General features: G+C 62.6%; 25 protein-coding genes and 1 riboswitch. Of the genes, 13 read left to right on the top strand and 12 right to left on the bottom strand.

All coding sequences use genetic code 11. From position 1 onward, the window contains the following. Positions 1 to 90: 90 nt before the first annotated feature. Together glmM and thiD are read left to right on the top strand one after the other, a co-directional pair. Positions 91 to 1437: a phosphoglucosamine mutase gene (glmM, locus tag F2P47_RS07185; RefSeq protein ID WP_152215663.1), complete on the top strand. Its 1347-nt coding sequence runs from the start codon at positions 91 to 93 to the stop codon at positions 1435 to 1437. After that, on the top strand, positions 1434 to 2264 hold the full coding sequence (gene thiD / locus F2P47_RS07190; protein ID WP_152215664.1) for a bifunctional hydroxymethylpyrimidine kinase/phosphomethylpyrimidine kinase: 831 nt from the start codon (positions 1434 to 1436) through the stop codon (positions 2262 to 2264). The genes glmM and thiD overlap by 4 nt, the downstream gene beginning before the upstream one ends. Before the next feature lie 6 nt (positions 2265 to 2270). Here thiD and F2P47_RS07195 read toward each other — a convergent pair whose 3' ends face one another. Both F2P47_RS07195 and F2P47_RS07200 read right to left on the bottom strand, forming a co-directional pair. After that, positions 2271 to 2750, bottom strand: coding sequence for a GNAT family N-acetyltransferase (locus F2P47_RS07195; protein WP_152215665.1), 480 nt, complete (start codon positions 2748 to 2750; stop codon positions 2271 to 2273). A 114-nt stretch (positions 2751 to 2864) separates the two neighbouring features. Next, on the bottom strand, positions 2865 to 4289 hold the full coding sequence (locus F2P47_RS07200) for an aminotransferase-like domain-containing protein (RefSeq protein ID WP_185680996.1): 1425 nt from the start codon (positions 4287 to 4289) through the stop codon (positions 2865 to 2867). 129 nt (positions 4290 to 4418) lie between these two features. On the opposite strand from F2P47_RS07200, the gene F2P47_RS07205 reads away from it, so the two are divergent. Further along, positions 4419 to 5219, top strand: coding sequence for a PhzF family phenazine biosynthesis protein (locus tag F2P47_RS07205; RefSeq protein ID WP_152215667.1), 801 nt, complete (start codon positions 4419 to 4421; stop codon positions 5217 to 5219). An 81-nt stretch (positions 5220 to 5300) separates the two neighbouring features. On the opposite strand, the gene F2P47_RS07210 is transcribed toward F2P47_RS07205, so the two are convergent. After that, the gene (locus F2P47_RS07210) at positions 5301 to 7004 is read right to left on the bottom strand and encodes an ABC transporter ATP-binding protein/permease (RefSeq protein WP_152215668.1); all 1704 of its coding nucleotides are present in this window, start codon (positions 7002 to 7004) and stop codon (positions 5301 to 5303) included. A gap of 231 nt (positions 7005 to 7235) precedes the next feature. On the opposite strand from F2P47_RS07210, the gene F2P47_RS07215 reads away from it, so the two are divergent. After that, entirely contained in the window at positions 7236 to 8408 is a 1173-nt protein-coding gene (locus F2P47_RS07215; RefSeq protein WP_152215669.1) for a phosphoserine transaminase, read from the top strand. Between the two features lie 133 nt (positions 8409 to 8541). Then, a complete protein-coding gene (serA, locus tag F2P47_RS07220) occupies positions 8542 to 10119 on the top strand; it encodes a phosphoglycerate dehydrogenase (RefSeq protein WP_152215670.1) in 1578 nt (525 codons plus the stop codon). An 88-nt stretch (positions 10120 to 10207) separates the two neighbouring features. On the opposite strand, the gene F2P47_RS07225 is transcribed toward serA, so the two are convergent. Together F2P47_RS07225 and F2P47_RS07230 are read right to left on the bottom strand one after the other, a co-directional pair. Further along, the gene (locus F2P47_RS07225; RefSeq protein ID WP_152215671.1) at positions 10208 to 10792 is read right to left on the bottom strand and encodes a hypothetical protein; all 585 of its coding nucleotides are present in this window, start codon (positions 10790 to 10792) and stop codon (positions 10208 to 10210) included. Positions 10793 to 10799: 7 nt separating this feature from the next. Then, positions 10800 to 11717, bottom strand: coding sequence for a pirin family protein (locus tag F2P47_RS07230; RefSeq protein ID WP_152215672.1), 918 nt, complete (start codon positions 11715 to 11717; stop codon positions 10800 to 10802). A gap of 200 nt (positions 11718 to 11917) precedes the next feature. On the opposite strand from F2P47_RS07230, the gene F2P47_RS07235 reads away from it, so the two are divergent. Further along, the gene (locus F2P47_RS07235; protein WP_152215673.1) at positions 11918 to 13210 is read left to right on the top strand and encodes an adenylosuccinate synthase; all 1293 of its coding nucleotides are present in this window, start codon (positions 11918 to 11920) and stop codon (positions 13208 to 13210) included. 47 nt (positions 13211 to 13257) lie between these two features. On the opposite strand, the gene F2P47_RS07240 is transcribed toward F2P47_RS07235, so the two are convergent. Together F2P47_RS07240 and F2P47_RS07245 are read right to left on the bottom strand one after the other, a co-directional pair. Further along, complete coding sequence (locus tag F2P47_RS07240) at positions 13258 to 13662, bottom strand: MAPEG family protein (RefSeq protein ID WP_152215674.1); 405 nt, start codon at positions 13660 to 13662, stop codon at positions 13258 to 13260. 79 nt (positions 13663 to 13741) lie between these two features. Then, on the bottom strand, positions 13742 to 14806 hold the full coding sequence (locus F2P47_RS07245) for an NAD(P)H-dependent flavin oxidoreductase (RefSeq protein ID WP_152215675.1): 1065 nt from the start codon (positions 14804 to 14806) through the stop codon (positions 13742 to 13744). Between the two features lie 101 nt (positions 14807 to 14907). Here F2P47_RS07245 and F2P47_RS07250 point away from each other — a divergent pair, with 101 nt between their 5' ends. The 3 genes from F2P47_RS07250 (at position 14908) to F2P47_RS07260 (ending at position 18099) form a co-directional block, all read left to right on the top strand. Continuing rightward, entirely contained in the window at positions 14908 to 15426 is a 519-nt protein-coding gene (locus F2P47_RS07250) for a hypothetical protein (RefSeq protein WP_152215676.1), read from the top strand. A gap of 35 nt (positions 15427 to 15461) precedes the next feature. Continuing rightward, positions 15462 to 15570: riboswitch (TPP riboswitch) on the top strand. A gap of 37 nt (positions 15571 to 15607) precedes the next feature. Beyond that, positions 15608 to 17476, top strand: a complete 1869-nt coding sequence (gene thiC, locus F2P47_RS07255) for a phosphomethylpyrimidine synthase ThiC (RefSeq protein ID WP_152215677.1) — start codon at positions 15608 to 15610, stop codon at positions 17474 to 17476. A 119-nt stretch (positions 17477 to 17595) separates the two neighbouring features. Further along, positions 17596 to 18099: a mismatch-specific DNA-glycosylase gene (locus tag F2P47_RS07260; RefSeq protein WP_152215678.1), complete on the top strand. Its 504-nt coding sequence runs from the start codon at positions 17596 to 17598 to the stop codon at positions 18097 to 18099. On the opposite strand, the gene F2P47_RS07265 is transcribed toward F2P47_RS07260, so the two are convergent. The 3 genes from F2P47_RS07265 to F2P47_RS07275 form a co-directional block, all read right to left on the bottom strand. Further along, positions 18089 to 18859: a sulfite exporter TauE/SafE family protein gene (locus F2P47_RS07265; RefSeq protein ID WP_152215679.1), complete on the bottom strand. Its 771-nt coding sequence runs from the start codon at positions 18857 to 18859 to the stop codon at positions 18089 to 18091. The two genes, F2P47_RS07260 and F2P47_RS07265, sit on opposite strands and share 11 nt — an antisense overlap. A gap of 68 nt (positions 18860 to 18927) precedes the next feature. Further along, positions 18928 to 20658 (bottom strand): N-acyl-D-amino-acid deacylase family protein, encoded by a 1731-nt coding sequence (locus tag F2P47_RS07270; protein ID WP_152215680.1) that lies wholly within the window; start codon positions 20656 to 20658, stop codon positions 18928 to 18930. A 27-nt stretch (positions 20659 to 20685) separates the two neighbouring features. Beyond that, positions 20686 to 21483, bottom strand: coding sequence for a TetR/AcrR family transcriptional regulator (locus tag F2P47_RS07275; protein WP_152215681.1), 798 nt, complete (start codon positions 21481 to 21483; stop codon positions 20686 to 20688). Positions 21484 to 21614: 131 nt separating this feature from the next. Between F2P47_RS07275 and msrA the strand changes: the two genes are divergently transcribed. Together msrA and F2P47_RS07285 are read left to right on the top strand one after the other, a co-directional pair. Continuing rightward, positions 21615 to 22286: a peptide-methionine (S)-S-oxide reductase MsrA gene (gene msrA / locus F2P47_RS07280; protein WP_152215682.1), complete on the top strand. Its 672-nt coding sequence runs from the start codon at positions 21615 to 21617 to the stop codon at positions 22284 to 22286. A 118-nt stretch (positions 22287 to 22404) separates the two neighbouring features. Continuing rightward, positions 22405 to 23259 carry a hypothetical protein gene (locus F2P47_RS07285; RefSeq protein WP_152215683.1) on the top strand — a complete coding sequence of 285 codons (855 nt, stop codon included), beginning with the start codon at positions 22405 to 22407 and terminating at the stop codon, positions 23257 to 23259. A gap of 56 nt (positions 23260 to 23315) precedes the next feature. On the opposite strand, the gene rpoH is transcribed toward F2P47_RS07285, so the two are convergent. Together rpoH and F2P47_RS07295 are read right to left on the bottom strand one after the other, a co-directional pair. Beyond that, positions 23316 to 24218, bottom strand: coding sequence for an RNA polymerase sigma factor RpoH (gene rpoH / locus F2P47_RS07290; RefSeq protein ID WP_152215684.1), 903 nt, complete (start codon positions 24216 to 24218; stop codon positions 23316 to 23318). A 137-nt stretch (positions 24219 to 24355) separates the two neighbouring features. Then, entirely contained in the window at positions 24356 to 25423 is a 1068-nt protein-coding gene (locus F2P47_RS07295) for an RluA family pseudouridine synthase (RefSeq protein WP_422561930.1), read from the bottom strand. Between F2P47_RS07295 and F2P47_RS07300 the strand changes: the two genes are divergently transcribed. Together F2P47_RS07300 and F2P47_RS07305 are read left to right on the top strand one after the other, a co-directional pair. Further along, the gene (locus F2P47_RS07300) at positions 25422 to 25826 is read left to right on the top strand and encodes a hypothetical protein (protein WP_152215685.1); all 405 of its coding nucleotides are present in this window, start codon (positions 25422 to 25424) and stop codon (positions 25824 to 25826) included. The two genes, F2P47_RS07295 and F2P47_RS07300, sit on opposite strands and share 2 nt — an antisense overlap. Beyond that, positions 25826 to 26302 (top strand): M67 family metallopeptidase, encoded by a 477-nt coding sequence (locus F2P47_RS07305; RefSeq protein ID WP_152215686.1) that lies wholly within the window; start codon positions 25826 to 25828, stop codon positions 26300 to 26302. The genes F2P47_RS07300 and F2P47_RS07305 overlap by 1 nt, the downstream gene beginning before the upstream one ends. Positions 26303 to 26391 lie beyond the last annotated feature (89 nt).

Below are 26391 nucleotides of genomic sequence, written 5' to 3' on the forward strand. Positions count from 1 at the left end.
AAGGCCCTATATTTGCTGCGCGCCTTGGGAGGGGGAGGCCGCGCCCGCAAGGTGTGGCCGATTTTGAGACAAACCGGGATTATATCTTTCATGTCGCGTAAATACTTCGGAACCGACGGCATTCGCGGAACTGCAAACCAGGGCGCGATGACCGCCGAGACAGCGCTCAGGGTCGGCATGGCCGCGGGCCGCGTCTTCCGCCGGGGCGAGCACCAGCATCGCGTCGTGATCGGCAAGGACACGCGGCTCTCGGGCTATATGCTCGAACCGGCGCTGACGGCTGGTTTCACCTCCATGGGCATGGATGTTTTCCTTTTCGGACCGCTGCCGACGCCCGCCGTGGCGATGCTCACGCGCTCGCTCCGCGCCGATCTCGGCGTGATGATTTCGGCGTCGCATAATTCCTTCGAAGACAATGGCATCAAGCTTTTCGGGCCCGATGGCTTCAAGCTCTCCGACGATGTCGAGCTCGAGATTGAGCACTACATGGATAATGGGCTCGCCGACAATCTGGCAGGGCCCCGCGAGCTCGGTCGGGCCAAGCGCATCGACGATGCGCAGGCGCGCTATATCGAGCACACCAAGCACACATTTCCGAAGGACCTGACGCTGGACGGTCTGCGCATCGTCATCGATTGCGCGAACGGCGCCGCCTACAAGGTCGCGCCCGCCGTTCTCTGGGAACTCGGCGCCGATGTCGTCGCTATCGGAACGGAGCCCAACGGCTTCAACATCAATGACGAGTGCGGCTCCACCTCGCCGGAGCGCATGTGCGCCACGGTGCGCGAGCGCCGCGCCGATATCGGCATTGCGCTGGATGGCGATGCCGACCGCGTCATCATCTGCGATGAGAACGGCCACATCATCGACGGCGACCAGATCATGGGCCTCGTGGCGCGCTCCTGGAAGGAAGCCGAAAAGCTCTCCGCGCCGGGTATCGTTGCGACAGTCATGTCCAATCTCGGTCTTGAGCGCTATCTCGCCTCGCTGGGCCTCGGCCTCGCGCGTACGCAGGTTGGCGATCGCTACGTCGTCGATTACATGCGCCAGAATGGCTACAATGTGGGCGGCGAGCAGTCTGGCCATATCGTGCTGAAGGATTTCTCGACCACTGGCGACGGCCTCATCGCCGCGCTTCAGGTTCTCGCCGTTCTCAAGACCGGCAATGCGCCTGTCTCCAGGCTCTGCCACCTCTTCGATCCGCTGCCGCAGCTTCTGAAGAATGTGCGCTTCAAGCGCGGCGAACCTCTGGACGAGAAGGAGGTCGTGGAGGCGATCCGCGAAGGTGAGGCGCGTCTCGGCCAGAAGGGCCGTCTTGTCATTCGCAAGTCAGGCACCGAGCCTCTCATCCGCGTCATGGCCGAGGGCGACGACGCTTCGCTCGTCAAAGCCGTTGTCAATGACATCGTCTCCGTCATCGAAAGCCACGCAGCATGAGCGGCGAAGACCAGGGCCGCGTCTTCATTGTGGCGGGTTCGGATTCAGGCGGTGGCGCAGGCATTCAGGCCGACATCAAGACCGTGACGGCGTTGGGCGGCTTTGCCGCGACGGCGATCACGGCGGTCACCGTTCAGGACACTCTCGGTGTCCACGCCATCCATGAAGTGCCGCTCGACATCGTGCGGGGCCAGATCCGCGTCGTGCTCGACGATATCGGCGCTGATGCGATCAAGACCGGCATGCTGCATTCCGCCGAGATCATCGAGATGGTGGCCGACGAGATCGGCCTTCGCGCGCCGGACGCCGCGCTCATCGTCGATCCGGTGATGATCGCAAAGGGCGGCGCATCGCTGCTTCAGGCCGATGCCGTCGTTGCGCTGAAGCGGGCGCTCATCCCACTCGCGACCCTCGTCACGCCCAATGCGCCGGAGGCCGCAGCGCTGACGGGGCGGCGCATCGAAACGCTGGAAGATCAGAAGGCCGCCGCCGATGCGCTGATCGGCCTTGGCTGCGAAGCCGTGCTCATCAAGGGCGGGCATATTCCCGGCGACACGATCTTTGACGTGCTGGCGATGGAAGAGACGATCGAGGTCATGTCCTCGCCGCGCATCGACACGCCGCACACGCATGGTACGGGTTGCACACTTGCTTCCGCCATCGCGGCTTTCCTTGCCCAGGGTGCCGATCTTCGCGAGGCGGTCGAGGCGGCGCGCGACTATGTGCATATGGCCATCCTCACGGCGCCCGGCTTTGGCAAGGGCCACGGGCCGCTCAACCATGCCTGGACGGTTCAGTCGCTCGAAGAGGACGAATACGAGCAATGAGCGGCTCTAGAACCGCAGCTCCATAAGCGGCAGCTTTCGTCCGGCAATCGATCCGGAAGGAACATGGCCGCGCTGCCTGAATCCTTCGCGCTCGTAAAAACCGGCCGCGTTCGGGTCCGCCTCGACATGCACGAGGCGGATGCCGTGCCGTCGCGCATGTTCGAGAAGATCGGACATCAACCTGTGCCCTACGCCGAGATGCGCGAAATCGGGATTGACGACGAGGTGCTGCAGAAGCGCTCTGGCTTCGCGTACCCTCACACATGAGAAGCCCGCGACTTTCTGCCCGCACTGCGCGACGCGAAAATGCTCCGAGCCTATGTGCCAGGGCGTCACGGTAAGTTCGGCTTGGCATCGCGCCATGAAATCTTCGTCATAACCCCATTGTGCCTTGGCTTTCATCGCCAGCGCGGACAAGGCGGGGCCTTCGTCGGGCCATGCCGGACGAAGCAAGAGGGCGGGCATTCGCCGATGCGTTGATCCCATGATCTTGTCCTCCAGCCGTTAGGTTAGCACGCAGCCGGAAAACTTATCCACAGGAGTCTCGCGCTTGTCGTGATACGTGATTTATCGGTGAACGGAGTATTTCAGTCTGGCGCGTCAGGCTAGCGATGCAAGCTCGGCGGGCGCGCTGTCGAGGAGCGAGGCGATGATGGAGAGTCCGTGGCGCAGGGCTTCGCGGCTTTGAGCCTGACCAAGCGCGATGCGCACATGACGGGCCGCGCGATCGGGCCGCCCCACCATGAAATCCTCGCCCGCGGCGAGGGCGACGCCGCGCTGCCGCGCCGCTTCGACGAAGGAATGCGCTCGCCATTCTTCCGGCAAGCGTAGCCAGACATAGAGCGCGGCAGGGTGGCGGCGCATGTCGTGGTGACCGAGAAGTTCCATGGCGATGGCTTGCCGGGCCAGCATTTCCTTCCGCTGACGCGCGACAAGTTCGTCCGCTCCTCCGCTGACAATGAGCGATGTCGCAAGTTCCGCCATGAGAGGAGGCACGGTCTGTCCTTGTCCGTGCAGGATGGCGCGGGCGCGGTCGAGCTTGTCCGCAGGCGGGATCAGATGGCCGATGCGGAGCCCGCAGCCGAGCGACTTCGCCAGGCTCGTCGCGTAATAGGTGCCTTCGGGGTAGTGATGCGCGATGGGTTCGGGGCGGGAGCCAAGAAGTGTGCCGTATATGTCGTCCTCGATCACGGCGACGCGATGCGCCCGCGCGATCTCAGCGATCCTGATGCGCCGCGCTTCGCTCATGATCGATGTCGTCGGATTGTGGATCGTCGGCACGACGAAGATGGCACGCGGCTTTTGCTCGATGATGGCGCGCTCCAGCGCTTCGGGCACAAGCCCTTCCGTGTCGATGTCGACCGGCGCGATGCGGAAGCCCATGAGCGAGGCCTGCGCGATCATGGCGTGATAGGTGAGCGCCTCGGTGAGCACCAGATCGTGGGGCTCGCAAGCTGTGAGAAGCGCGGTGAGGATCGCCTGCTGCGTGCCCGAACAGAGAAGAATCTTTTCCGGCGAGGGCGTAAACTCGCCATAGGCAATCCACCGTGCCGCCGCTGCGCGTTCATCCTCCGTGCCGCCGGGCGCGAGATAGGTGTTGAAGAGCGACGGCCCTTCGCGCGCGGGCAGTTGGTCGAGCAGTTCGCGCAGCGCCGCGCTCATGATTTCGGTTTGGCCGACGGGAGCGGCGATCGCCTGCTTCATCGGCACCTCGACACCCTCCGCCGCCGCATGGAACGCCGCAGAGCCAACGCCCTGCATGGGCTCGCGGGCGGCGCGCGCCAGCACATAGGTGCCGCGTCCGACCTCGCCCGCGACAAGGCCACGGCTCGCCGCCAGCGCATAGGCTCGCGCCACCGTGCCGACGGTGACGCCGAGCTCATAGGCGATGTCGCGCAGCGCCGGCAACCGTTCGCCGGGTGCGAGCCGCCCATCCACGATCGCCTCGCCGATGAGGTCCGCCATAACCCGGTAGCGGGGACCGGGCCGCTGTTCTTTCAGGAGTTTGGTCAGTGAAAATGTCATGGTCACAATAAAACAATTGAATCCTAACATTGGCGGAATAGAGTGCCTTTGATGGATACAATAGTTGAAAAAGGCGCGAATAAAAGCAAAAACGCGCTTTAATTGTATCGATACAATATGGAGCCGAGAATGAAAGTGCAGCTTTTTCAGGTCGATGCTTTTGCCGACAAGCCATTCGAGGGCAATCCGGCAGCCGTTGTGCCGCTCGACGCCTGGCCGGAGGATTCGGTGCTTCAGGCCATCGCGGCAGAGAACAATCTCTCCGAAACCGCCTTCTTCTCTCCTGAAAATGGCGGCTTCCGGCTCCGCTGGTTCACGTCTGCGGTCGAGGTCGATCTCTGCGGTCATGCGACGCTTGCGACCGCTCACGTCATCTTTACCGGGTTCGGTTGCGCGGCATCGTCCATCTATTTCGAGACGCGCAGCGGCCGCCTCGCGGTGAAGCGCGAGGGAGACATTCTCGCCATGGATTTTCCGGCGGCGATCGCCAAGCCGATGCCGGAGCCGGAGGGGCTTGTTCGCGCGCTCGGCGCAAAGGCGATCGTCTATGCCAAGACGTCGAACATTCTGGCGCTGTTCGACAGCGCGGCGGAGGTTGCCGCGCTCGCACCCGATTTCTCGGCGCTGAAGCAGGTGCTGGTTGCGCAGGGCGATGCGGGGCTCATTTGCACGGCTCCGGCCGATGAAGGCACCGGCTTCGATTTCGTCTCGCGCTTCTTCGCGCCCGCCCATGGCATCGACGAAGACCCGGTGACTGGCTCGGCGCACTGCACCAGCGTTCCCTATTGGGCGAAGAAGCTCGGGCGCAGCGATCTCATCGCGCGCCAGATATCGAAGCGCGGCGGAACGCTCTGGTGCACGGACGCCGGGGAGCGTGTGATTATCCGCGGGCGCTGTGCCGACTATCTCCATGGCGAGATTTCGATATGACGTCCGGCATGTCGACACTCGCGACGCTTTTGCCGAGGCCGCAGAGGGGGGACGGCGTTGCGGTGGTTCTCGCCCGATCTCTCAGGCGAGCGCTGCGGCAGGCTCGCCCATCTCGAAGACAGTGTCGTGCAGCGATTTTAGCGTCGACCGGTGTCCGACCGAAACGATGGTTGGTTTTTCCGGCATCGCTTCGATGAGGCGGTAGAGTTCGGCTTCCGACGCTTCGTCGAGCGCCGCCGTCGCTTCATCGAGGAAGATCATGTCCGGTTTCTGGATCAGGACGCGCGCGAAGGCGAGGCGTTGCTGCTCACCAACGGAAAGGCGCTGCGCCCAGTTATCTTCCGCGTCGAGTTCTGCCGTGAGCCGTTCGAGGCCCACCGCTTTCAGCGATGCCGCGACCTCCGCGTCCTGCACTTCGGCTGGCCTGTAGGGATAGAGCATGGCGTCACGTAGCGTGCAGAGGGGGATATAGGGCTTCTGCGGCAGGAAGAGCGGATGTTTTGCCGAGGTTGCAATGCGGCCGTGCCCGAAGGGCCAGAGGCCGGAAATGGCGCGAAGCAATGTCGATTTGCCGGCACCCGTTGGCCCCATGATGAGAAGGCTCGAGCTTGGTGGAACATCGAGATGCAGCCCTGCACGCAAGGGCGCGCCATTCGGCAGGTCGAGATCCAGACCGACAATGGTGAGCCCGCCGCCCGGCTCTGGCTCGACTTCGATCGATGGCTTGAAGCTCTCGAGTTCGCGTGCGCGATGTTCGAATTGCGTCAGGCGGGACATGACGGCCTGAAGCTCGGCAATGTCCGAATAGGAATTGACGATGAAGGAGAGCGACGTCTGCACCTGATCGAAGGAATTTGCGATCTGTTGTACGCCGCCGAACTGGATCGCCTTGCCGAAATATTTGGGTGCGGCGACGAGGTAGGGAACGATGATCGCAATCTGAGAATAGCCGGACGTCATGATGATGAGCTGCATGCGCCGCTTCAGCAGAGCGATGAAATTGGCAAAGACGTTGCTAAAGCGCATATCGAGCACATGGGTTTCGTGCGGTTCGCCCTTATAGAAGGCGATGCTTTCCGAATTCTCGCGCAACCGCACGAGGCTGTAGCGGAAGTCGGCTTCGAAGCGTTGCTGGTTGAATGTGAGGCCGATGAGCGGCCGCCCGATCCTGACCGTTGCCCATGTGCCGATCGCCGCATAAAGAATCGCGCCGATCGCTGCATAGCCCGGAATGGTAATGGAGCCGAGTGCGCCGAGCGGAACCGTCAATGGGCCGGACAGGGTCCAGAGAATGAAGATGAACGAAAAGAAAGTGACGACCGAACTGAGCAGGCCGACGGAAAGGTTGAGCACCTGATCCGTGAAGAGGCGCAGATCGTCGGCGATGCGCTGATCCGGATTGTCCGTGTCTCCTGCAAGCTGCATTCTGTAATAGGCGTTATTGGCAAGCCAGCGCGTGATGTAGCGCCCGGTAAGCCAGCGCCGCCAGCTGATCTGCAACATCTGCGTAATGTAGAAGGTGAGGAGCGCCGTCGAGAGGTAGACGATGGCGAAGCCGCAAAACATCCACAACTCGCGGAAGAAAAGGGCGCGGTCATAGTCCTGAAGCGCATTGTAGAAGGTCCCATACCACTGGTTCAGCCAGACCGTGAGATAGACCTGAAAGAGATTGAGGACGACTATGCCGATTGAGAGCAACCAGGCACGTCGCCGCTCCTCCGAGGTCCAGTAGGGCCTGGTCAGTTCCCAAGCGTCGCGGAAGAAGCGGGCATTGATCTTCGGCATTGCGATTCTCGTCTTAAGCGGGGCGGCGCCCGCGAGGCTCCTGAAAGCTTTAACGAGACAATGCCTTAGGGAAAGCCGTCCCAACCTTACATTTCGGTCACGGGCAAGGGGTCGGCACGGGCAGGGAGGGCGCGCCAAATCGTCATTTGACAGGCATCACCCCTCGGGCCTATATCGGGCCCGGGCCACCTCCCCCCACCGGGAGGCATCTATCTGGAAGGGTAGTCAAAAATGACCGCCACTGAGCGTCCGGCCGCACGTCCGGCCAACCCGCATTTCTCCTCCGGTCCCTGCGCCAAGCGCCCGGGCTGGTCCCTCAAAAATCTCGAAAAAGCGCTTGTCGGCCGGAGCCATCGCTCGAAGCCGGGTAAGGCGCGCCTCGTTGAGGCCATCGAGAAAACCCGCACAATTCTCGGCGTTCCCGCCGACTACAAGATCGGTATCGTGCCGGCGTCGGACACGGGCGCGGTCGAAATGGCGCTCTGGTCGCTGCTCGGCGCGCGTGGCGTCGATATGCTGACCTGGGAGAGCTTCGGCGAAGGCTGGGTCACCGACGTCGTCAAACAGCTCAAGCTGAAGGACGTGCGCACGCTGAAGGCCGATTACGGCAAGATCCCGAATCTCGCCGAAGTGAACTTCAAGAACGACGTCGTCTTTACCTGGAACGGCACGACCTCGGGCGTCCGCTCGCCGAACGGCGACTGGATCCCGGCCGATCGCGAAGGCCTGACCATTTGCGACGCGACGTCTGCCGCTTTCGCGCAGGATCTGCCTTGGGCCAAGCTCGACGTCGTCACCTTCTCCTGGCAGAAGGCGCTGGGCGGCGAAGCGGCCCACGGCATACTGATCCTCAGCCCGCGCGCCGTCGAACGCCTCGAAACCTACAAGCCGGAATGGCCGCTGCCCAAGATCTTCCGCATGACCAAGGGCGGCAAGCTCATCGACGGCATCTTCAAGGGCGAAACGATCAACACGCCGTCCATGCTCTGCGTCGAGGACTATCTCGATGCGCTGAACTGGGCGGAATCGATCGGCGGCCTGAAGACGCTGATCGGCCGCGCCGATGCGAACACCGCCGTCATCGCCGAGTGGGTGCAGCGCACGCCCTGGGTGGACTTCCTCGCGGAAGATGTGGCGACGCGCTCGAACACGTCGGTCTGCATCAAGATCGTCGATCCGACGATCACGGCGCTTTCCGAAGACGATCAGGTCGCTTTCGCGAAGAAGATCGCCGACATGCTCGACAAGGAAGGCGTTGCCAATGACATCGCGGGCTATCGCGATGCTCCGGCCGGCCTTCGCATCTGGGCGGGCGCGACGATCGAAGTTGCCGACATGACGGCGCTGATGCCCTGGCTCGACTGGGCCTTCGCGGAAGCCAAGGCGTCGCTCGCGGCAGCGTAAGGTTCTTAAATCCTATCCTTATTTTCGTCATTGCCGGGCCTGACCCGGCAATCCAGGGCTTCAATCACCGAACAAGCCATCTGGATGCCCGGGGCGAGCCCGGGCATGACGAACAAAACAGACGGAGGCTTCCATGCCCAAGGTTCTGATTTCCGACAAGCTGTCGCCCGCCGCCGTGCAGATCTTCAAGGATCGCGGCATCGAGGTCGACGTGAAGACCGGTCTCGATAAAGACGAGCTCATCAAGATCATCGGCGACTATGACGGCCTCGCCATTCGTTCGAACACGAAGGTCACGCCTGCCGTCATCGAAGCGGCGAAGAATCTGAAGGTCGTCGGCCGCGCCGGCATCGGCGTCGACAATGTCGATCTGCCTGCTGCCACGGCGAAGGGCATCATCGTGATGAACACGCCTTTCGGCAATTCGATCACGACCGCCGAACACGCCATCGCCATGATGTTCGCGCTTGCCCGCGATATTCCCCAGGCCAATGCCTCGACGCATGCCGGCAAGTGGGAAAAGTCGAAGTTCATGGGCGTCGAAGTGACGGCCAAGACGCTCGGCATCATCGGCTGCGGCAATATCGGCTCGATCGTCGCAGAGCGCGGCATCGGCCTCAAGATGAAGGTCATCGCCTTCGACCCGTTCCTCACGGCTGAACGCGCCGCCGATCTTGGCGTCGAAAAAGTCGAACTCGACGAGCTTTTGAAGCGCGCCGACTTCATCACACTACACACGCCGATGACGCCGCAGACGAAGAACGTCCTCAATGCGGCGAACCTGGCGAAGACGAAGAAGGGCGTGCGCATCATCAATTGCGCGCGTGGCGGCCTCATCGTCGAGGCCGATCTCAAGGCGGCAATCGAATCCGGTCATGTGGCGGGTGCGGCCCTCGACGTGTTCGAGGAAGAGCCTGCCAAGACCAACATCCTCTTCGGCATGGAGCAGATCGTCGCGACGCCGCATCTCGGCGCCTCGACCAATGAAGCGCAGGAGAATGTCGCGCTTCAGGTTGCCGAACAGATGTCGGACTATCTTCTCGACGGCGCAATCACCAACTCAGTCAACGTGCCGTCGATCTCGGCTGAAGAAGCACCGAAGCTGACGCCCTTCGCCGAACTCGCCCAGCAGCTCGGTTCCTTCGCGGGCCAGCTCACCGAGGAAGGTATCAAGGAAGTCACGCTCGAATATGAGGGCGACGTTGCCGAGATGAACACCCGCGTGCTGACCAATGCCGCGCTGACGGGTCTCCTGAAGCCCCAGCTCGAAGATGTGAACACGGTCTCGGCGCCGGTCATCGCCAAGGAGCGCGGCATCCAGGTTTCCGAAGTGAAGCGCGAGCAGCGCGGCGCCTACGAAACCTATATCCGCCTTACCGTGAAGACGGCTGAGCGCGAGCGTTCGGTTGCCGGCACCGTCTTCTCCGACGGCAAGCCGCGTCTCATCCAGATCAAGGGCGTGAACATGGAAGCGGCCCTCGGCCACCACATGCTCTACGTCACCAATCAGGACAAGCCGGGCTTCATCGGCGCGCTGGGGTCGATCCTCGGCAAGGCCTCGATCAACATCGCCAACTTCAACCTCGGCCGAGAAGCCGCGGGCGGCGATGCGATCTGCCTCATCGAGGTCGATGGCGATGTGCCGGAAGCTGTGCTCAAGGAAATCCAGGCCCTGCCGCATGTCGTGCAGGCGAAGGCGCTGACTTTCTGAGCTTCCTACTTGCTCGTCATGGCCCGACTTGATCGGGCCATGACGAAGGGGAAGAACGAAACAAGGGCGGCGCTTTCTGGAGCGCCGCTTATTTCTTTTCTGCCGCCGCCTCCAGTTCCGCGATACGCTTTCGATAGGCTTCAGCGTCTCCGAAGGCGACGAAGCTCATATATTTTTCATGCGCGCCAATCGCCTTCTTCGCGTGTTTGATCGGGCACCAATAGGCTTCCGTTCGCGCGGCGATCTCACGCACATAGGCGATGAGGCCGTTGGCATATGAGCAATAGGCGCAATTGAGTTTTTCCAGCGCATTGAGATAGGCGAGGTGCCCGCGATCGAAGATCAGGTAATCCGCGCGCTTCACCTTCTCGATGCCATAGGCAGGGAAGCAGACCGTCTGATAGACGCTGACGAAAATATCGAGCAGAACCAGCGGCAGGATCAGCGAATAGATGACCGGCGCGGTGAGCGCGATGGCAGGCTTCGCATTGAGCACGTAGCGAGAGAGCCTCGTCTGCAATTCGCGGTGACGGCGCAGGATTTCCGCCTCGAAGACCACGCGGCCATGTTCGACCCCATATCGAAGCTCCGCGCTTTGCCTTGACAGTTCCGCCTCGAGCTCCAGCTCGAGCCCCTGAATGCGAGCCATCAACTCTTCGATCTTCGCGTTCATCCCGTTCCTACTTTTCCGGCAACGGAATGAATTCCGTTTCGCCGATCACCTTGTCGAAGCGGCCTTGCTTCCAGTCTTCCTTCGCCTGTTCGATGCGCTCCTGACTGGACGACACGAAGTTCCACCAGATGTAGCGCGGGCCTTCGAGTGCCGAGCCGCCGAGCAGCATCATGCGCGCGTCGCGTGTCGCCTTGATGGTGATGCGGTCGCCAGGACGGAAGACAAGGAGGCGCGACGCCTCGAAACGCTCACCCCCAATCTCGATCTCGCCTTCGCAGAGATAGATGGCGCGTTCCTCGTAATCCGGGTCGAGCGGCGCCGTCGCGCCCGCGCCGAGTGTGAGGTCGACATAGAACCACTCGGACAGCGTCGTCACATGCGACTTCGCGCCGAAGGCCGAGCCGGCGATCACGCGGGCGCGGATGCCGCCGTCCTCGACGATTGGGAGGCCCTCCGCGGCGAAATGCTGAAATGTCGGCGCCGTTTCTTCATGCGCCTTGGGAAGTGCGACCCAGCTCTGGATGCCATAGAGGCGCTGGCCGTTTTGGCGCTGAAGGTCGGGCGAGCGCTCGGAATGTGCGATGCCGCGCCCTGCGGTCATCAGGTTCATCGCTCCGGGGAGAATCTCCTCGACATTGCCGAGGCTGTCGCGATGCATGATCGTGCCGTCGAAGAGATAGGTGACGGTGGCAAGGCCGATATGGGGGTGAGGCCGCACATCCATGCCGATGACCGGCGCCATGTCGGCAGGGCCCATCTGGTCGAGAAAGCAGAAGGGACCGACCATGCGGCGCTTCACATAGGGCAGGGCGCGCTGGACGGTAAAATTGCCGATATCGCCCATCCGGGGCACGACTACGAGTTCGAGCGCGTCGCAGGATTTCCGGTCGCCCGGCTCCGGATCGTTGGATGGTAGCCAGCTCATGTTCAGGTGCCTCCGTTCCGGCTGTCGCGACCGGGAACAGGTTAGCTCATTTGCGTGATTATTGAACGAAGGCGCGGCGGCAAATCCCTTCCCTTCCCATCACCAATCCGTTAGAAACTGCGAAAGCCCCCTGCCGAAAGGCATGGGGGCTTTTGGCTTGTTTGGGCATTCGTGTCCCATCTTCCTAAGGCATTGAAATCATGGCGAATGTGGTGGTTGTCGGCTCTCAGTGGGGTGACGAGGGCAAGGGCAAGATCGTGGATTGGCTCTCCGAGCGCGCCGATGTCGTGGTGCGCTTTCAGGGCGGCCATAATGCCGGCCACACGCTCGTCATCGACGGCAAGACCTACAAGCTCTCGCTGCTGCCCTCGGGCGTGGTGCGGCCCGGCAAGCTGTCGGTCATCGGCAATGGCGTCGTGGTCGACCCCTGGGCACTTTGCGATGAGATCGGCCGGCTGAGCGAGCAGGGCGTGAAGGTTTCGCCCGAAACGCTGCGCATCGCCGAAAATGCGGTGCTCATCCTGCCGCTCCACCGCGAACTCGATGAAATCCGCGAAAGCTCCACCTCCGGTACGCGCATCGGCACGACCAAGCGCGGCATCGGGCCTGCCTATGAAGACAAGGTCGGCCGCCGTGCGCTGCGCGTCATGGATCTCGTCGATCTTGAAGCGCTGGAAGACAAGGTCGAGAAGCTGCTCGCCCATCACAATGCGCTGCGCAAGGGCCTCGGCAAGGAACTCGTGGACGGCAAGGCGCTGACGGCGCAGCTGAAGGAAGTGGCGCCGAAGATTCTGCCCTACATGGACACGGTCTGGCGTCTGCTCGACGATCTGAAGCGGCAGGGCAAGCGCATCCTGTTCGAGGGGGCGCAGGGCACGCTGCTCGACATCGACCACGGCACCTATCCCTATGTCACATCGTCGAACACGGTTTCGGCGCAGGCGGCGACCGGCTCGGGCATGGGGCCGTCCTCGATCCACACTGTGCTCGGCATTACCAAGGCCTATACGACGCGCGTGGGCGAGGGCCCGTTCCCCTCGGAACTCACTGACGCGGTGGGTGAGAAGCTCGGCGAGCGTGGCCGCGAGTTCGGCACAGTCACGGGTCGCAAGCGCCGCTGCGGCTGGTTCGATGCTGTGCTGGTGCGTCAGGCGATCAAGACGTCCGGCATCACCGACGTCGCGCTGACGAAGCTCGACGTTCTCGATGGCTTCGATGAAGTGAAGATCTGCGTCGCCTACAAGCTCGACGGCAAGACGATCGACTATCTCCCGGCGTCCGCCGCTCTGCAGGCGCGTGTCGAGCCCGTCTACGAGACGCTCGAAGGCTGGAAGGAAACGACCTTCGGCGCGCGGAGCTGGGCCGATCTTCCGGCGCAGGCGATCAAATATGTCCGCCATGTCGAGGAACTCATCGAAGCGCCTGTGACGCTTCTTTCGACCTCGCCAGAGCGCGACGACACGATCCTGATGAAGGATCCCTTCGAAGATTGATGAAGATGTGAGGCTCCGCGGCCTTCGTCGCGGAGCCTCCTTTTTCGTCAGGCGGCAGGAACCGCCCTCGCGATTTCGATCAGGATCATCGCCATGCCGATCACGCTCGCCAGCCATGCAAGCGTGCGCACATAGGTGATGCCGAGATAGTAGAGAGCGGCATAGGCGATGCGGCCCCAGAGATAGAGCTGCGCACCGAGCGCGGCATTGGCGGTATGAATATTCGCCACATGCGCGCCCAGCACCAGAATGATGAAGATCGGCAGCGTCTCCAGCATGTTGTGATAGGCGCGGCTCGCGCGTCCCGCCCAGCCTGTCGAGGGCGCGGCCTCGTCGCGATTGCCTGCGCTCCAGGCGAGACCCTTGTTGAGCATATTCGCCGTCGCCGCGATGGCAATCATCACAAAAAGCAACGCGCCGCTGCAAACGAGCGACCAGAGTTCGACGGTCATGGTTTTCCTCCCCCTGACTTTCCGTGGCACCCGGAATCGAGTCGCCACCAGATAGTCTAGCGGTTGACGCGAAGCTGCGTCAGCCGCGCATCAGGGCGGCGGCCTCGCGCATCAGGCGCGCGGTCTTTTCGCCTGCGGGTTCGACCTTGGCGAGCCTTGCTGCCTGTCCCGACCAGATCTGCATGAATTCGGCCTTTTCCGCGCGGGCGCTCGCGGCGATGAGTGGGGCGAGCATGGCGCGCTGCGCGGGGAAGGGGGCAGCCTCGTCTTCGAGCGAATGGAGCTCCTGTGTGAGCCTGTTGTGGATCGCGCGGGCGGGACGACCCGAAAAGAGCTTCGTCACTACCGTCGCGTGATCGGAGGCCTCGGCCAGCGCCTTGCGGTAGAGCGCGGAGGTGCCGGCCTCCGGGCAGACGAGATAGGCCGTGCCGAGCTGCACGCCGCTCGCGCCCAGCATGAAAGAGGCGGCGATCCCTCGCGCGTCGCCAATGCCGCCTGCCGCGATCACGGGAACGCTCACCGCGTCGACGACCTGCGGCACCAGCGCCATGGTGCCGACGGTGCCGAGATCGACATGATCGAGAAACGTGCCGCGATGGCCGCCCGCTTCATGGCCCTGCGCGATGATTGCATCAGCGCCGTCGCTTTCGAGGCGTTTTGCTTCCGCCACCGTCGTCGCACAGCCGAGGATCTTGATGCCTTTGGCCTTCAGCGCGGCGATGGCATGGGCATCCGGCATGCCGAAATGAAAGCTGATGACTGGCGGTGCGAGTTCGAGCGCCAGCGCCAATGTCTCCTCATTGAAGGATGGCGAGTGAACCGCAGGCTCCGGCACCGGGCCCAGTCCGAACTCCGCGTAATGCGGCGCAAGAGCTGCCTGCATGGTCCTCGCGTCATAGCCATCGAGATCGGGTTCGCGATGCACGAAGAAATTGAGGTTGAACGGCTTGTTCGTGAGTGCGCGGAGCTTTGCCACCGCATCGCGCAACTCGGCGGGCTTCATCATCGCGACGCCGAGCGAGCCCAGCCCGCCTGCATTGGCGACAGAAGCGGCAAGCTCCGGCGTGGCCGATCCGGCCATGGGCGCCTGGATGATAGGAAGCTCGATGTTGAGGAGAGTGGTCAGCTCGGCGGGAAAGGTCATGGCTCGGCTCCGGATTTTTCTCACAGATGAACCTGTCGCGGGTGGAATTCAAGCGTGTCATAAAAAGGCGTCAGAGCGAATGCAGAGAGCCCGATAGAGACATGCCGACAGAAGAAGATGATTTCAGGGAATACGAGGGCTTTCTGAACCTCCTGCCGCTTTCTCCCGCCGAGCGGCAATCGGCGCTTTCGCATCCGCTCTTTCTTACCAGCGCACGCACGGGGCCGCGCCGTGAAGCCGTGGCGCATCTGCCTCTCGGCAAGGGCCAATACGCCTATGTCTCGCAAGGGGGCGGTTCGCTCGTCGATGGTGGCGTGGTGACCATGTCTCGCGACCAATATGCAGCCTTCGCCGCGAGCCGGAGCCTCGCTCACATTCCGCCCGTGATGGTCCAGCTCATTCTCGAACATGGGGCCATACCGGCGGCGGATGAGATGCCCCGGTGTCCGCATAATGTCGTGGTGTGGAAGGACGGCTTCGCCCTGTCCTTTCGCAATGAAAGCGACTTCCGCCATGCATGCCTCAAGGCGGGGCGGCCCTTCATTCCGGGCAAGAACGCGCCGAGGCCCTGGATTCTGCCGATCACCGCTTCGCTGCCGCTCAAGGTGCTCGGCGCTTAAAGCACTTTACGCAGCAGGCTCAAGGCGTAAACTCGCGCCATTCCGAGGGGTGTCCGAATTCGTTCGGGCTGAGATGGCCGAAAAGCCGAACCCTTTGAACCTGATCCGGGTCATGCCGGCGAAGGGACGGACAACCATCCCCCGCTATCCCCGGATTTCCGAAACCTGACGGAGATCCAAGATGAACATTCACGCGAAACCCAGCGTTACCACCGGGCCTCTTCCGGCCAGCGAAAAGATCCACACATCGCCGGAAGGCTTTCCCGATGTGAAGGTGCCCTTCCGCGAGATCAGCCTTCACCCGAGCGCGAAGGAGCCGCCCGTCCGCGTCTATGACACGTCGGGCCCCTACACCGATCCAACGGCGCGTATCGATGTCGAGAAGGGCCTCGTCCGCATGCGTGAAAGCTGGATCGCGGCGCGCGGCGGCACGGAGATCTATCAGGGTCGCGAGATCAAACCGGAAGACAATGGCAATGTCGGCGAGAGCCATCTTGCTCGCGTCTTTCCCGTGACGCATGCGCCGCGCAAGGGCATCGCCGGCAAGCCCGTGACGCAGATGGAATATGCGCGCGCCGGCATCGTCACGGCGGAAATGGCCTATATCGCCGAGCGCGAAAACATGGGCCGCAAGAAGGCGCTTGAAAACGCCGCGCACAAGCTTGCCGAAGGCGAGAGCTTCGGTGCCGATATTCCCGAATTCATCACACCCGACTTCGTGCGCCGCGAAGTCGCCGAAGGCCGCGCCATCATTCCGGCGAACATCAACCACCCGGAACTCGAGCCGATGATCATCGGCCGCAACTTCCTGGTGAAGATCAACGCCAATATCGGCAATTCGGCGGTTGCCTCGTCTGTCGCGGAAGAAATCGACAAGATGGTCTGGGCGATCCGCTGGGGCGCCGACACGGTGATGGACCTCTCGACGGGCCGCAACATTCACAACACGCGCGAATGGATCATCCGCAATTCGCCGGTGCCCATCGGCACTGTGCCGATCTATCAGGCGCTCGAAAAGGTCGACGGCATTGCCGAGAACCTGACTTGGGAAGTCTTCCGCGACACGCTGATCGAACAGGCCGAGCAGGGCGTCGATTACTTCACGATCCATGCAGGCGTGCGCCTCGCCTATGTGCCGCTGACGGCGAAGCGCGTGACGGGCATCGTCTCGCGCGGCGGCTCGATCATGGCGAAGTGGTGCCTCGCGCATCACAAGGAGAGCTTTCTCCACGAGCATTTCGACGAGATTTGCGACATCATGCGCGCCTATGACGTCTCCTTCTCGTTGGGTGACGGATTGCGTCCCGGTTCGATCGCGGATGCGAATGACGAAGCGCAGTTCGCCGAACTCGAGACGCTGGGCGAGCTGACGCAGATCGCCTGGGCGAAGGGTTGTCAGGTGATGATCGAAGGGCCAGGTCATGTGCCGATGCACAAGATCAAGGTCAACATGGACAAGCAGCTGAAGCATTGCGGCGGCGCGCCCTTCTATACGCTTGGGCCGCTGACGACGGACATCGCACCCGGATACGACCACATCACCTCCGGTATCGGTGCGGCGATGATCGGCTGGTTCGGCTGCGCCATGCTTTGCTATGTGACGCCGAAGGAGCATCTGGGCCTGCCCAATCGCGCGGACGTCAAGGAAGGCGTCATCACCTACAAGATCGCGGCGCACGCGGCAGACCTTGCGAAGGGCCACCCGGCGGCGCAGCTTCGCGACGATGCGCTTTCCCGCGCGCGTTTCGAATTCCGCTGGGAGGATCAGTTCAACCTCTCGCTCGATCCTGAACGCGCCAAGGAGTTCCACGACCAGACGCTGCCGAAGGATGCGCACAAGGTCGCGCATTTCTGCTCCATGTGCGGCCCGAAATTCTGCTCGATGAAGATCACGCAGGAAGTCCGCGACTATGCCGAAAGCGGCATGGCGGAAATGTCGGACAAGTTCCGCAATTCGGGCGCGGAGATTTATCTGGAAGAGGAAAGCGCTGCCGTGAAGGAGGCGAACAAGGCTCTGGGTGGGACGCGGCGAGAGAACCCGATTCCGTAATGAGTCCTTCTCCGAACATCGTCATGCCGGACTTGATCCGGCATCCATCCTGCTTCCGTATGCGGCGCAAAGATGGACCCCGGGTCGAGCCCGGGGTGACGGTTGGGAGCTAGGCGTCAATGACGGAAAAGCTGCCCGATCTGCTGTCGGAAGGCCTCGACGTCGTTTTCGTCGGCACGGCGGCGGGGCATCGCTCGGCGGCGGAGGGCGCTTATTATGCGCATCCGGGAAACCGCTTCTGGCGGACATTACATGAGGTTGGCCTGACGCCGAGGCTCTATGCGCCGCAGGAGTTTCCCAAGCTCATCGAGCTGGGCATCGGCTTCACCGACATGTCGAAGGTGGGCTCTGGCATGGATCATGAGATCGCGCCCGAGCATTTCGATGCGACGCTTTTCGAAACGAAGATGCGCCGCTTCCGGCCTCGCGCCGTTGCCTTCACCAGTAAGAAGGCGGCGAGCGTCTGGCTCGGCGTGCCCACGGGAAAGATCGCGCTCGGACGGCAGGCGAAGACGCTCGCGGATTTTCCCGAGGTCTTCGTACTTTGCTCGCCTTCCGGCGCGGCGACGCGCTATTGGGGCATTCGTCCGTGGCGGGAACTTGCGGACTGGCTCAGGGTGTGAGCGCCTGCGTCATCGTTACCACGGCGATGAGCGCGAGCAGGGCGAGCGTGATGCGGCGGTAGTGGTGCTCATGCGCGAGGCCGAAGAGCCGATGGCCGAGGAAGTTGCCGATCACGAGGGCGGGGCTTAGAAGCAGCGAGAGAAGGATCGTGTGGCTTGAGACGAGGCCCGAAATGAGGCCGACGGTGATCGATCCGACATCGGTGAAGAAGAAGAACATCAGCAGCGACGAACGGTTGATCGCGGCACTGGTCGGGCGGGCGAGAAAATAGATCATGACCGGCGGTCCGGGCATGGCGACGCCGCCCGAGAGGAGACCCGCAACGCCGCCGACACCGAGCACGGCGGGCACGGGCAGGCGAAGCGGAAGCCGCGCGCCGCTGGCCATCAGCGCGACCGTCGAGAGCAGGATGAAGCTGATGCCGACCTTGAGGACATGTGGTGAAACGGCGCCGAGCACATAGATGCCGAAAGGAATGGCGACGAAGGCGGCGGGCACGAGAAGCCGCAGCGAATGCCAGTCGGCCTGTTTGCGTGCCATCGGAACGAGCTGTGTCGAGCCGATGAGATCAAGCATCAGCGACATGGGCACGGCGACCGCTGGCGGAAGCACGAGCGAGAGCAGCGGCACGACGGCGAGACCGAAGCCGAAGCCTGAAAAAGCCTTCATTGTTGTCGCGAAAAGAACTGCGGCGAAAGCTGCTGCGAAATCCGGAGCAGGCAGCATGACGCCTGCGAAAAGCTCGTGCAGAGAACTCATGGATCAACTCGAAAAAGAGGCGCAGGCCGGGAAGGCCTGCGCCTTGAGAGAAAAGGGATTGCGACCGCTCAGTGCGAAGGTGCGGCCTGCGCCCCGCGGATGAGCTGGCCGGGCAGCGCGCCTGTGGGCTCCCCATCGCGATAGACGATTTTGCCGCTGACGATGGTGGCCTTGTAGCCATTGGCCCCCTGGAAGAGGCGGCGGCCGCCGGCGGGAAGGTCGAAAACCATCTCGGGCTTGGGAAGCGAGAGGTTCTCGAAGTCGATGACGTTGATGTCGCCTTTCATGCCCGGTGCAATGACGCCACGATCAAAGAGGCCATATTGCTCCGCCGTGTCTTTCGTTTGCAGGCGGACGATATATTCGATCGGCAGCTTCTGCCCGCGCGTACGGTCGCGCGTCCAGTGCGTGAGCATGAAGGTCGGTGTGCTGCCGTCGCAGATCGCGCCGACATGAGCGCCGCCATCGGCGAGGCTGAGGCCGGTCTGCGGATGGAGCAGCGATTCCTCGATGGCCGTGTAATCATTGGTCGAATAGCCGAAGAGCGGGAAGTAGAGGAAGCCCTTGCCGTCATTCGCCATCATCTCGTCATAGGCGACTTCGGCGGGCGCCTTGCCGAGGCGCTTGGCGATGCGGGCGGCGGAGTCCTCGGGCGCGGGCTCATAGTTTTCGCGCTCGTTCATCGGATACATCTTGTGGAAGCCGTTGAGTATCCCGTCGATGAAGTCGCCAAGGCCGGTGGGGTTCGGCTCGGCGAGGATGCGGGCCTTCACCTCCGGGTCGGCGAGCTGCTTCACACGCTCCTCAAAGGGAAGGGCGGCGATTTCGCCATAGGCCTTCTTCAGCAGGAAGGGATGGGCGGAAGTTTGCCAGCCCATGAGGATGCCGACGGGGCGGCCCGAATGCTGGCCCCGAATATTGGTGATGCCTGCCGCGCGCGCTTCGTCGAGCAGGCCGAGCATCTTCTTGTAGAGGTCGGGGCGCTCGTCGATCTGCTGCAGGTTGAAGGTCACCATGCGGCCGGTGTCCTCGGCGATCTTGCGCATCCACTCGAATTCCTTGTCCATTTCCCGATGTGTCGCGGAAATCTGGAAGACGCCGGAGCCGTGGACCTGCAGCGCGTCCGCAATGCCCATGAGTTCGTCCTGAGCGGCCATGGTGCCGGGCACCGGCTCGCCCTTCTTGGTGTTGTGAATGTCGGTGCGCGAGGTGGAGAAGCCGAGCGCCCCCGCCTTCAACGCTTCGAGCGTCAGCTCGCGCATGCGGGCGATGTCTTCCGGCGTCGCGGGCTCGTTATCGACGCCGCGCTTGCCCATGACATAGACGCGAAGCGCGCAATGCGGCATCTGCGCAGCGAGGTCGATGGCAAAGGGGCGCTTGTCGAGCGCGTCCATGAATTCGGGGAAGCTCTCCCATTCCCACTTGATGCCTTCATGCATGGCAGCGCCGGGAATGTCCTCGACGGCCTCCATGAGGTCGATCAGTTCGCTGCGCTGCTCGGGCTTCACCGGCGCGAAGCCGACGCCGCAATTGCCCATGACGGCGGTGGTGACGCCGTGAAGCGAGGAGGGCGTGAGATAGGGATCCCAGGTCGCCTGCGCGTCGTAATGGGTGTGAATGTCGACGAAGCCCGGTGTAACGAGAAGGCCGGTCGCGTCGATCTCTTCGCGGCCCGTGCCTTCGACCTTGCCCACGGCGGAAATCTTGCCGCTGTCGATGGCTACATCGCCGATGAAAGCTGCATTGCCCGTGCCGTCGACGATCTTGCCGCCGCGGATCACCAGATCATGTGTCGTCATGTTTCGCTCCCGTCGCGTCGAGCGCCTTCACGGCGCTTCGGATTCATTTGTTTCGGTCTCATGCAGTAGATCGCGCACCTGCCGCTCGGCGGAGGCGAGTTTCTTCGTGCGGATGGCATCCGCGAGTTCGCCGACGACCGCGGTGTCGGCGCCCCAGCCCGCAAGCAACGCGCGCATGGTCGTATCGGGCAGGCTTTCGGCCAGGCCCCAGGCGCCGCCGCGCCGCGTGAACTTCAGGAGCTGGATGACGCCTTGCAGCGCCCCCCAATGCATCAGCGTCCGCTCTTGCGCATCGCCCGGTGTGATCGCGCCCGTGGCTTGCGCGGCCGCGATGTCGGCCGCCAGCATGCCGAGGGCCTCGCGGGCGACCTCGAAGACAGCCTGCGCATCGCGCTCGGGCAGCCCGTAGCGCGCGTTGCCGAGGTAATGCGTGACGAGGCCGAACTCTGCCGGTGCATCCTGCGCGAAGAGTTCATAGGTCTGGGCAGCGCCGATGAGGAGCGCGAGGGCGCGAGCGCCTTCGCGCAAGCCCTGTCCGGCTGACCAGGCGTCTATGCGGCCTGCCGTATCGGCGGAGATAAGCCGGATATGTGTCGCGACCAGTCGTTGCAGCTCGCGCACGACCGCCTCCTTCGAGGGGTAATAGCGGTAGACCGCGGCCACCGAGCGACCCATGCGGGCGGCCAGCGCGTGCAAGGTCAGATTGTCGAGGCCGCCCTCGCAGGCGAGGTCGAGCGCCGAGGACAGGATTTCGCGCATCTTGCGCGACCTGTTCTGGGCGACGGCAGGCGAGAACTCGCCACTCTCGGAAAAAACGTGAACCATGTTCACGTTTTTAGGGGGCGCGGCGAAAAAGCGCAAGACCGGTTTCAAGAAGGCGTGAACGGGGGGCGAGCGGGCTCGAAGCTGGGCCGGGGAATGGTTATGTTGGCATCGAGCATCGACAGGAGGAGCCCATGTTCGGACTGCGCAAGAAGATCGAAATGCCCACGCCTGAGGAGGCGCTGAAGGGCCGCGACTTTCCGCTGCCGACGGCGGAGCGGCACTTCGTCAATGGTTCGCCGCTCAAGGGGCCTTACCCGGCGGGCAGCGAGATGGCTATCTTCGGCCTCGGCTGCTTCTGGGGCGCGGAGCGGAAATTCTGGACTGTGCCGGGCGTCTTGGTGACGGCGGTTGGCTATGCGGCGGGCTATACGCCGAACCCGACCTATGAAGAGGTCTGCACCGGCAAGACCGGGCACAACGAAGTCGTGCTGGTCGTCTTCGATCCGAAGACGGTCGCCTATGACGAGCTGCTGAAGACCTTCTGGGAGAACCACAACCCGACGCAAGGGATGCGCCAGGGCAATGACATTGGTACGCAGTACCGCTCAGGCATCTATGTGACGAGCGAGGCGCAGAAGAAATCCGCCGAGGCCTCGAAGACGGCTTACGAGGCGGAACTCCTGCGGCAGGGCTACGGCGCGATCACGACCGAAATCCGCGACGCGCCGGCGTTCTATTTCGCCGAGGACTATCACCAGCAATATCTGGCGAAGAACCCCGCCGGCTATTGCGGCCTTGGCGGCACCGGCGTGAGTTGCCCGATCGGCCTCTTTGATTCAAAGGAGGGTGTCGCGGCGGAGTAACGTTCCCCCTTTTCTCGCGTTATGGCCTGGCGAGCCGGGCCATGACGATTGGGAGATCGGGATTGTTCTTTGTTCCGAATTTGAGGATCATGGCCCGGGCGACGGCGCGGGGGGCGATATGTGGCGAGCTATAATCTTTCTGCTGTGTGTCTGCTTCGTCGCGAGCGGATGTGGTTCGAAGGATTACGAAAAAGGGGATCGCCGGGATTTCGCTCAGAAGATTCTTCAAGAAATCATTCGCCGCGACTCTTTGGCGCTTTCACAAGAGCTGGCTGAGGAGGTCGATACTCTCGACAACAGAGCAGCGCTCCGCTCGGCCTTCGAACTGTTGCCGCGAGAGCCCCTCAAGGGTTCCAAATTGGTTGCGGAGACCCAAAAGGGCGGAGATACGCAATTCGTCTACAGATTGGATTATTCCGATCGTGCCGTTTTTGCGCTCGTGACGGTTAGAGACCAGCCCCCGCGAAACTATGAGGATTCATTTGAAGTCGTCGGCGTGTATCTGGCTCCACGCAGCGCAAAGGATCTTGATGCCAATTCGTTTGAGCTGAAGAATCTGAGGATCGGGCAATACCTGATTTTTCCGCCTTTTGCGGTCGTGCCAATTTTTGTTGCGTTGTGTTTCTTTGCCTGCCTTTTTTCTTCGTTGCCTTGGAAGGCCAAGGTTGTCTGGTTGCCCTGCATGCTGGTCGGCCTCTTTCAGATCAACTATGTGTGGGCGACAGGTTTCGTTCAGATCAATCTTCTGGCGGTGCAGTTTCCAACTGTGAATGTGGCCCGTGTCGCACCGTGGGCAAACTGGGTCGTTCAACTAAGTTTGCCGCTCGCAGCGATCATCTTCTGGCGCAGATATCCGAACGATGTCTGGCGAGTCTTGAGCTTTCTTGGTTCTCTTCCGGTGCGGAATGGAAAGGCCCAGGGTTTGAATGCCAAGCTGACGGATAGCCGGGGAGACGACGGAGGCACGGGCTGAACAAAAAAGGCCGCCCTTTCGGGACGGCCTTTCGATTTCGTGCCTTGCAGCATGGGTCACGCGTTGGCGATCGCTTCCTTGCGCGCATCCGACTGTTCGCGTGCAGCGGCGCGCATGGCCTTTTGCAGTTTCTCGAAGGCACGGACCTCGATCTGGCGGACGCGCTCGCGGCTGATGCCGTATTCCTGACTCAGATCTTCCAGCGTCGCGGGCTCGTCCTTCAGCCGGCGTTCGGTCAGGATGTGCATCTCGCGTTCGTTCAGCGTCTGCATCGCCTGCGCGAGCATTTCGTGGCGAAGGCCCATTTCTTCCTGATCGCCGAGCGTGGTTTCCTGATCGGCGGAATCGTCCACCAGCCAGTCCTGCCACTCGCCGCCCTCAGAATCCTGGCGCAGCGGCGCATTGAGCGAATTGTCCGGGCCTGACAGGCGGCGGTTCATCGAGGTGACTTCTTCCTCGGTGACGCCGAGACGGTCGGCGATATAGGTCACATGCTCGGGATGCAGGTCGCCTTCCTCGATCGCCTGAATCTGGCCCTTCACCTTGCGGAGGTTGAAGAAGAGCTTCTTCTGCGCCGCCGTGGTGCCCATCTTCACGAGCGACCATGAGCGCAGGATGTATTCCTGGATCGAGGCGCGGATCCACCACATGGCATAGGTCGCGAGGCGGAAGCCCTTTTCGGGCTCGAACCGCTTCACGGCCTGCATGAGGCCGACATTGCCTTCGGAAATGACTTCGCCGATGGGGAGGCCGTAGCCGCGATAGCCCATGGCGATCTTCGCCACGAGACGCAGATGGCTCGTCACGAGCTTGTGGGCAGCCTCGGAGTCCTCATGCTCTTTCCACCGCTTGGCGAGCATGTACTCTTCCTGCGGTTCGAGCATGGGGAACTTGCGGATCTCCTGGAGATACCGCGAGAGACTTCCTTCCGGGCTGGGTGCCGGCATGAGTTTGGACATATCACTACCCCTCTTAGGCAGGCCAACCCCCTGAAGGCCGCATGCCTGTTCGGCGCAATTTCATACTACGCCGCTCGGACATTGGGTTTCTATATAGGAGCCGATTGCGGCCAAAAAAGGCCCCTCACATTAATATTTTATAAGCCTTCCAAACTGGCCAGCAGGTCGGCCATGTCGGGAGGCAGGGGTGCATCGAAATCCAGCCGTTTCTTCGTCACCGGGTGCTCGAAGCCGAGGTGATGGGCGTGAAGCGCCTGCCGGTTGAGCCGTTCCAGCAATCCTTGAGCCTCTGGCGGGAGCTTCGCCTTGCGGGTCTTCTGGCTGCCGCCATAGGTCGGATCGCCGAGCACCGGATGGCCGATCGCGGTCATATGGACGCGGATCTGGTGCGTCCGGCCGGTTTCGAGCCTGCACTCGACCAGCGAGACGACAGGTGGCTCGCCGAAGCTTTCCAGCACCGTGTAATGGGTGATGGCCTCCCGCCCCGCCGTCTTTACAGCCGCCATCTTGGAGCGGTTATGCGTCGAGCGGGCGATATTGGCCTCAATGGTGCCGCGCCGGGGCTTCGGCTCGCCCCAGACAAGCGCCCAATAGGCGCGGGTGAGCTTGCCGTCGCGGCCATGGGCTGCGAACTGGGCAGCAAGGCCCTGATGCGCGCGGTCGGTCTTCGCCACAACGATGAGGCCGCTCGTATCCTTGTCGAGGCGGTGGACGATGCCGGGCCGCTTCTCTCCGCCGATGCCCGACAGACTGTCCCCGCAATGGGCAATAAGCGCGTTGACCAGCGTCATGTCGGGCGAGCCCGCAGCCGGGTGGACGACGAGGCCCGCAGGCTTCATCACCACGATAAGCTCCTTGTCCTCGTAAATGATGTCGAGCGGGATTGCCTGGCCCAGTGGCTTTGCGGGCGCAGGGGCCGGCACGTTGACCGTGAAGGCGTCGCCGGGCTTCACCTTGTAGGAGGCGTCAATGATCGGGCGCGTCTTGCCGTTCGCCTCCGTGGTCACGCGCCCCTCGGCGATGAGGGCCTGAAGCCGGGCACGCGAGAGCGTGCCTTCGCCTTCGGGTGCCTTGCCCGCAAGTGCGTCAGTGAGATACTTGTCGAGACGGATGCCGCCCGCTTCGGGAGGCACCGTCAGGGCGTGAGCCTCCCCCGCATCAAGGGGGGTGCCAGGCTCAGGCGATTCTTTCAATGAGGACATCATGTCTGACGATACAGCCGCGCCTCTCTCCGGGGAACCGGCAAAGCCGCCTTTGTCGAATAGCGTTAAAGCCGCGATCCTGATGCTCGTCACCATGGGCCTTGTTCTCGTGGCGGGTTTCATCTTCGTGCTGGTGGTGGTGGTCAAACGCAGCCACCAACCGTCCGAGCAGGCGGCGGGCTTCGCCGGACGCTTCGGCGTCAGCGATATCCATGTCGCGCCGGGCGAGACGGTGAAGAGCGTTACCATGGCCGATGGCCGTATCGCCATTCAGATTGCCGACGACAAGAATCAGGAAATCATCATCGTCAGCCCCAAGACCGGGCAGGAGATCGGACGCATTCGCCTGCGGCCCTTGAGCGATCTGGCTTCCCGCGAATTTGTACCGCCGCAAGACGGGAACTGATGCATCGCCCGCGCAAGCTTCTCGAACTGACGCTTGCGCGGCGCGCGCGCCTTCTCATCGCTGCCGATGCGCGGGCCCGCTTCCCCGAGGAGTGCTGCGGTCTTCTCATCGGCGTGCTGCGCGCAGGCAAGGCCCATGTGACGCGGGTTGTTCCGGCGGCGAATGTCGCACCACCCGCAAGGCGCAGACGCCATTTCGAAATAGATCCCGGCGCGCTTTTCGCCGTCCGGCGCACCCTGCGCGAGAGCGGGGCGACGCGGCATCGCGAAGCGATTCTCGGCTATTTCCATTCGCATCCCGGCGGAAATGCGCTTCCGTCGGGTGCAGATCTCGCGGGCGCGCATGAAGTGGGGCTGGTGACGCTGATTGCGGCGCCGCCGCGCAAGGCGGGTGTGGTGCCGCTGCGCGCCTGGCTGCGACTCGGCGGCGGGCCCTCGAGCCGCTTCCGGCCGCTGAAGATCACAACAGATCTCTGACGCGCAAACGAGAGGCTGCGTCCGGTCGTTTCGGCAATGTGGGGGGGAGGGTGCCGCCTGTGCCGGGGGAGGAGGGAGGAGGGCACAGG

Origin of the sequence: Parvibaculum sedimenti, from assembly GCF_009184905.1 — a bacterium.
GTDB lineage: Bacteria > Pseudomonadota > Alphaproteobacteria > Parvibaculales > Parvibaculaceae > Parvibaculum > Parvibaculum sedimenti.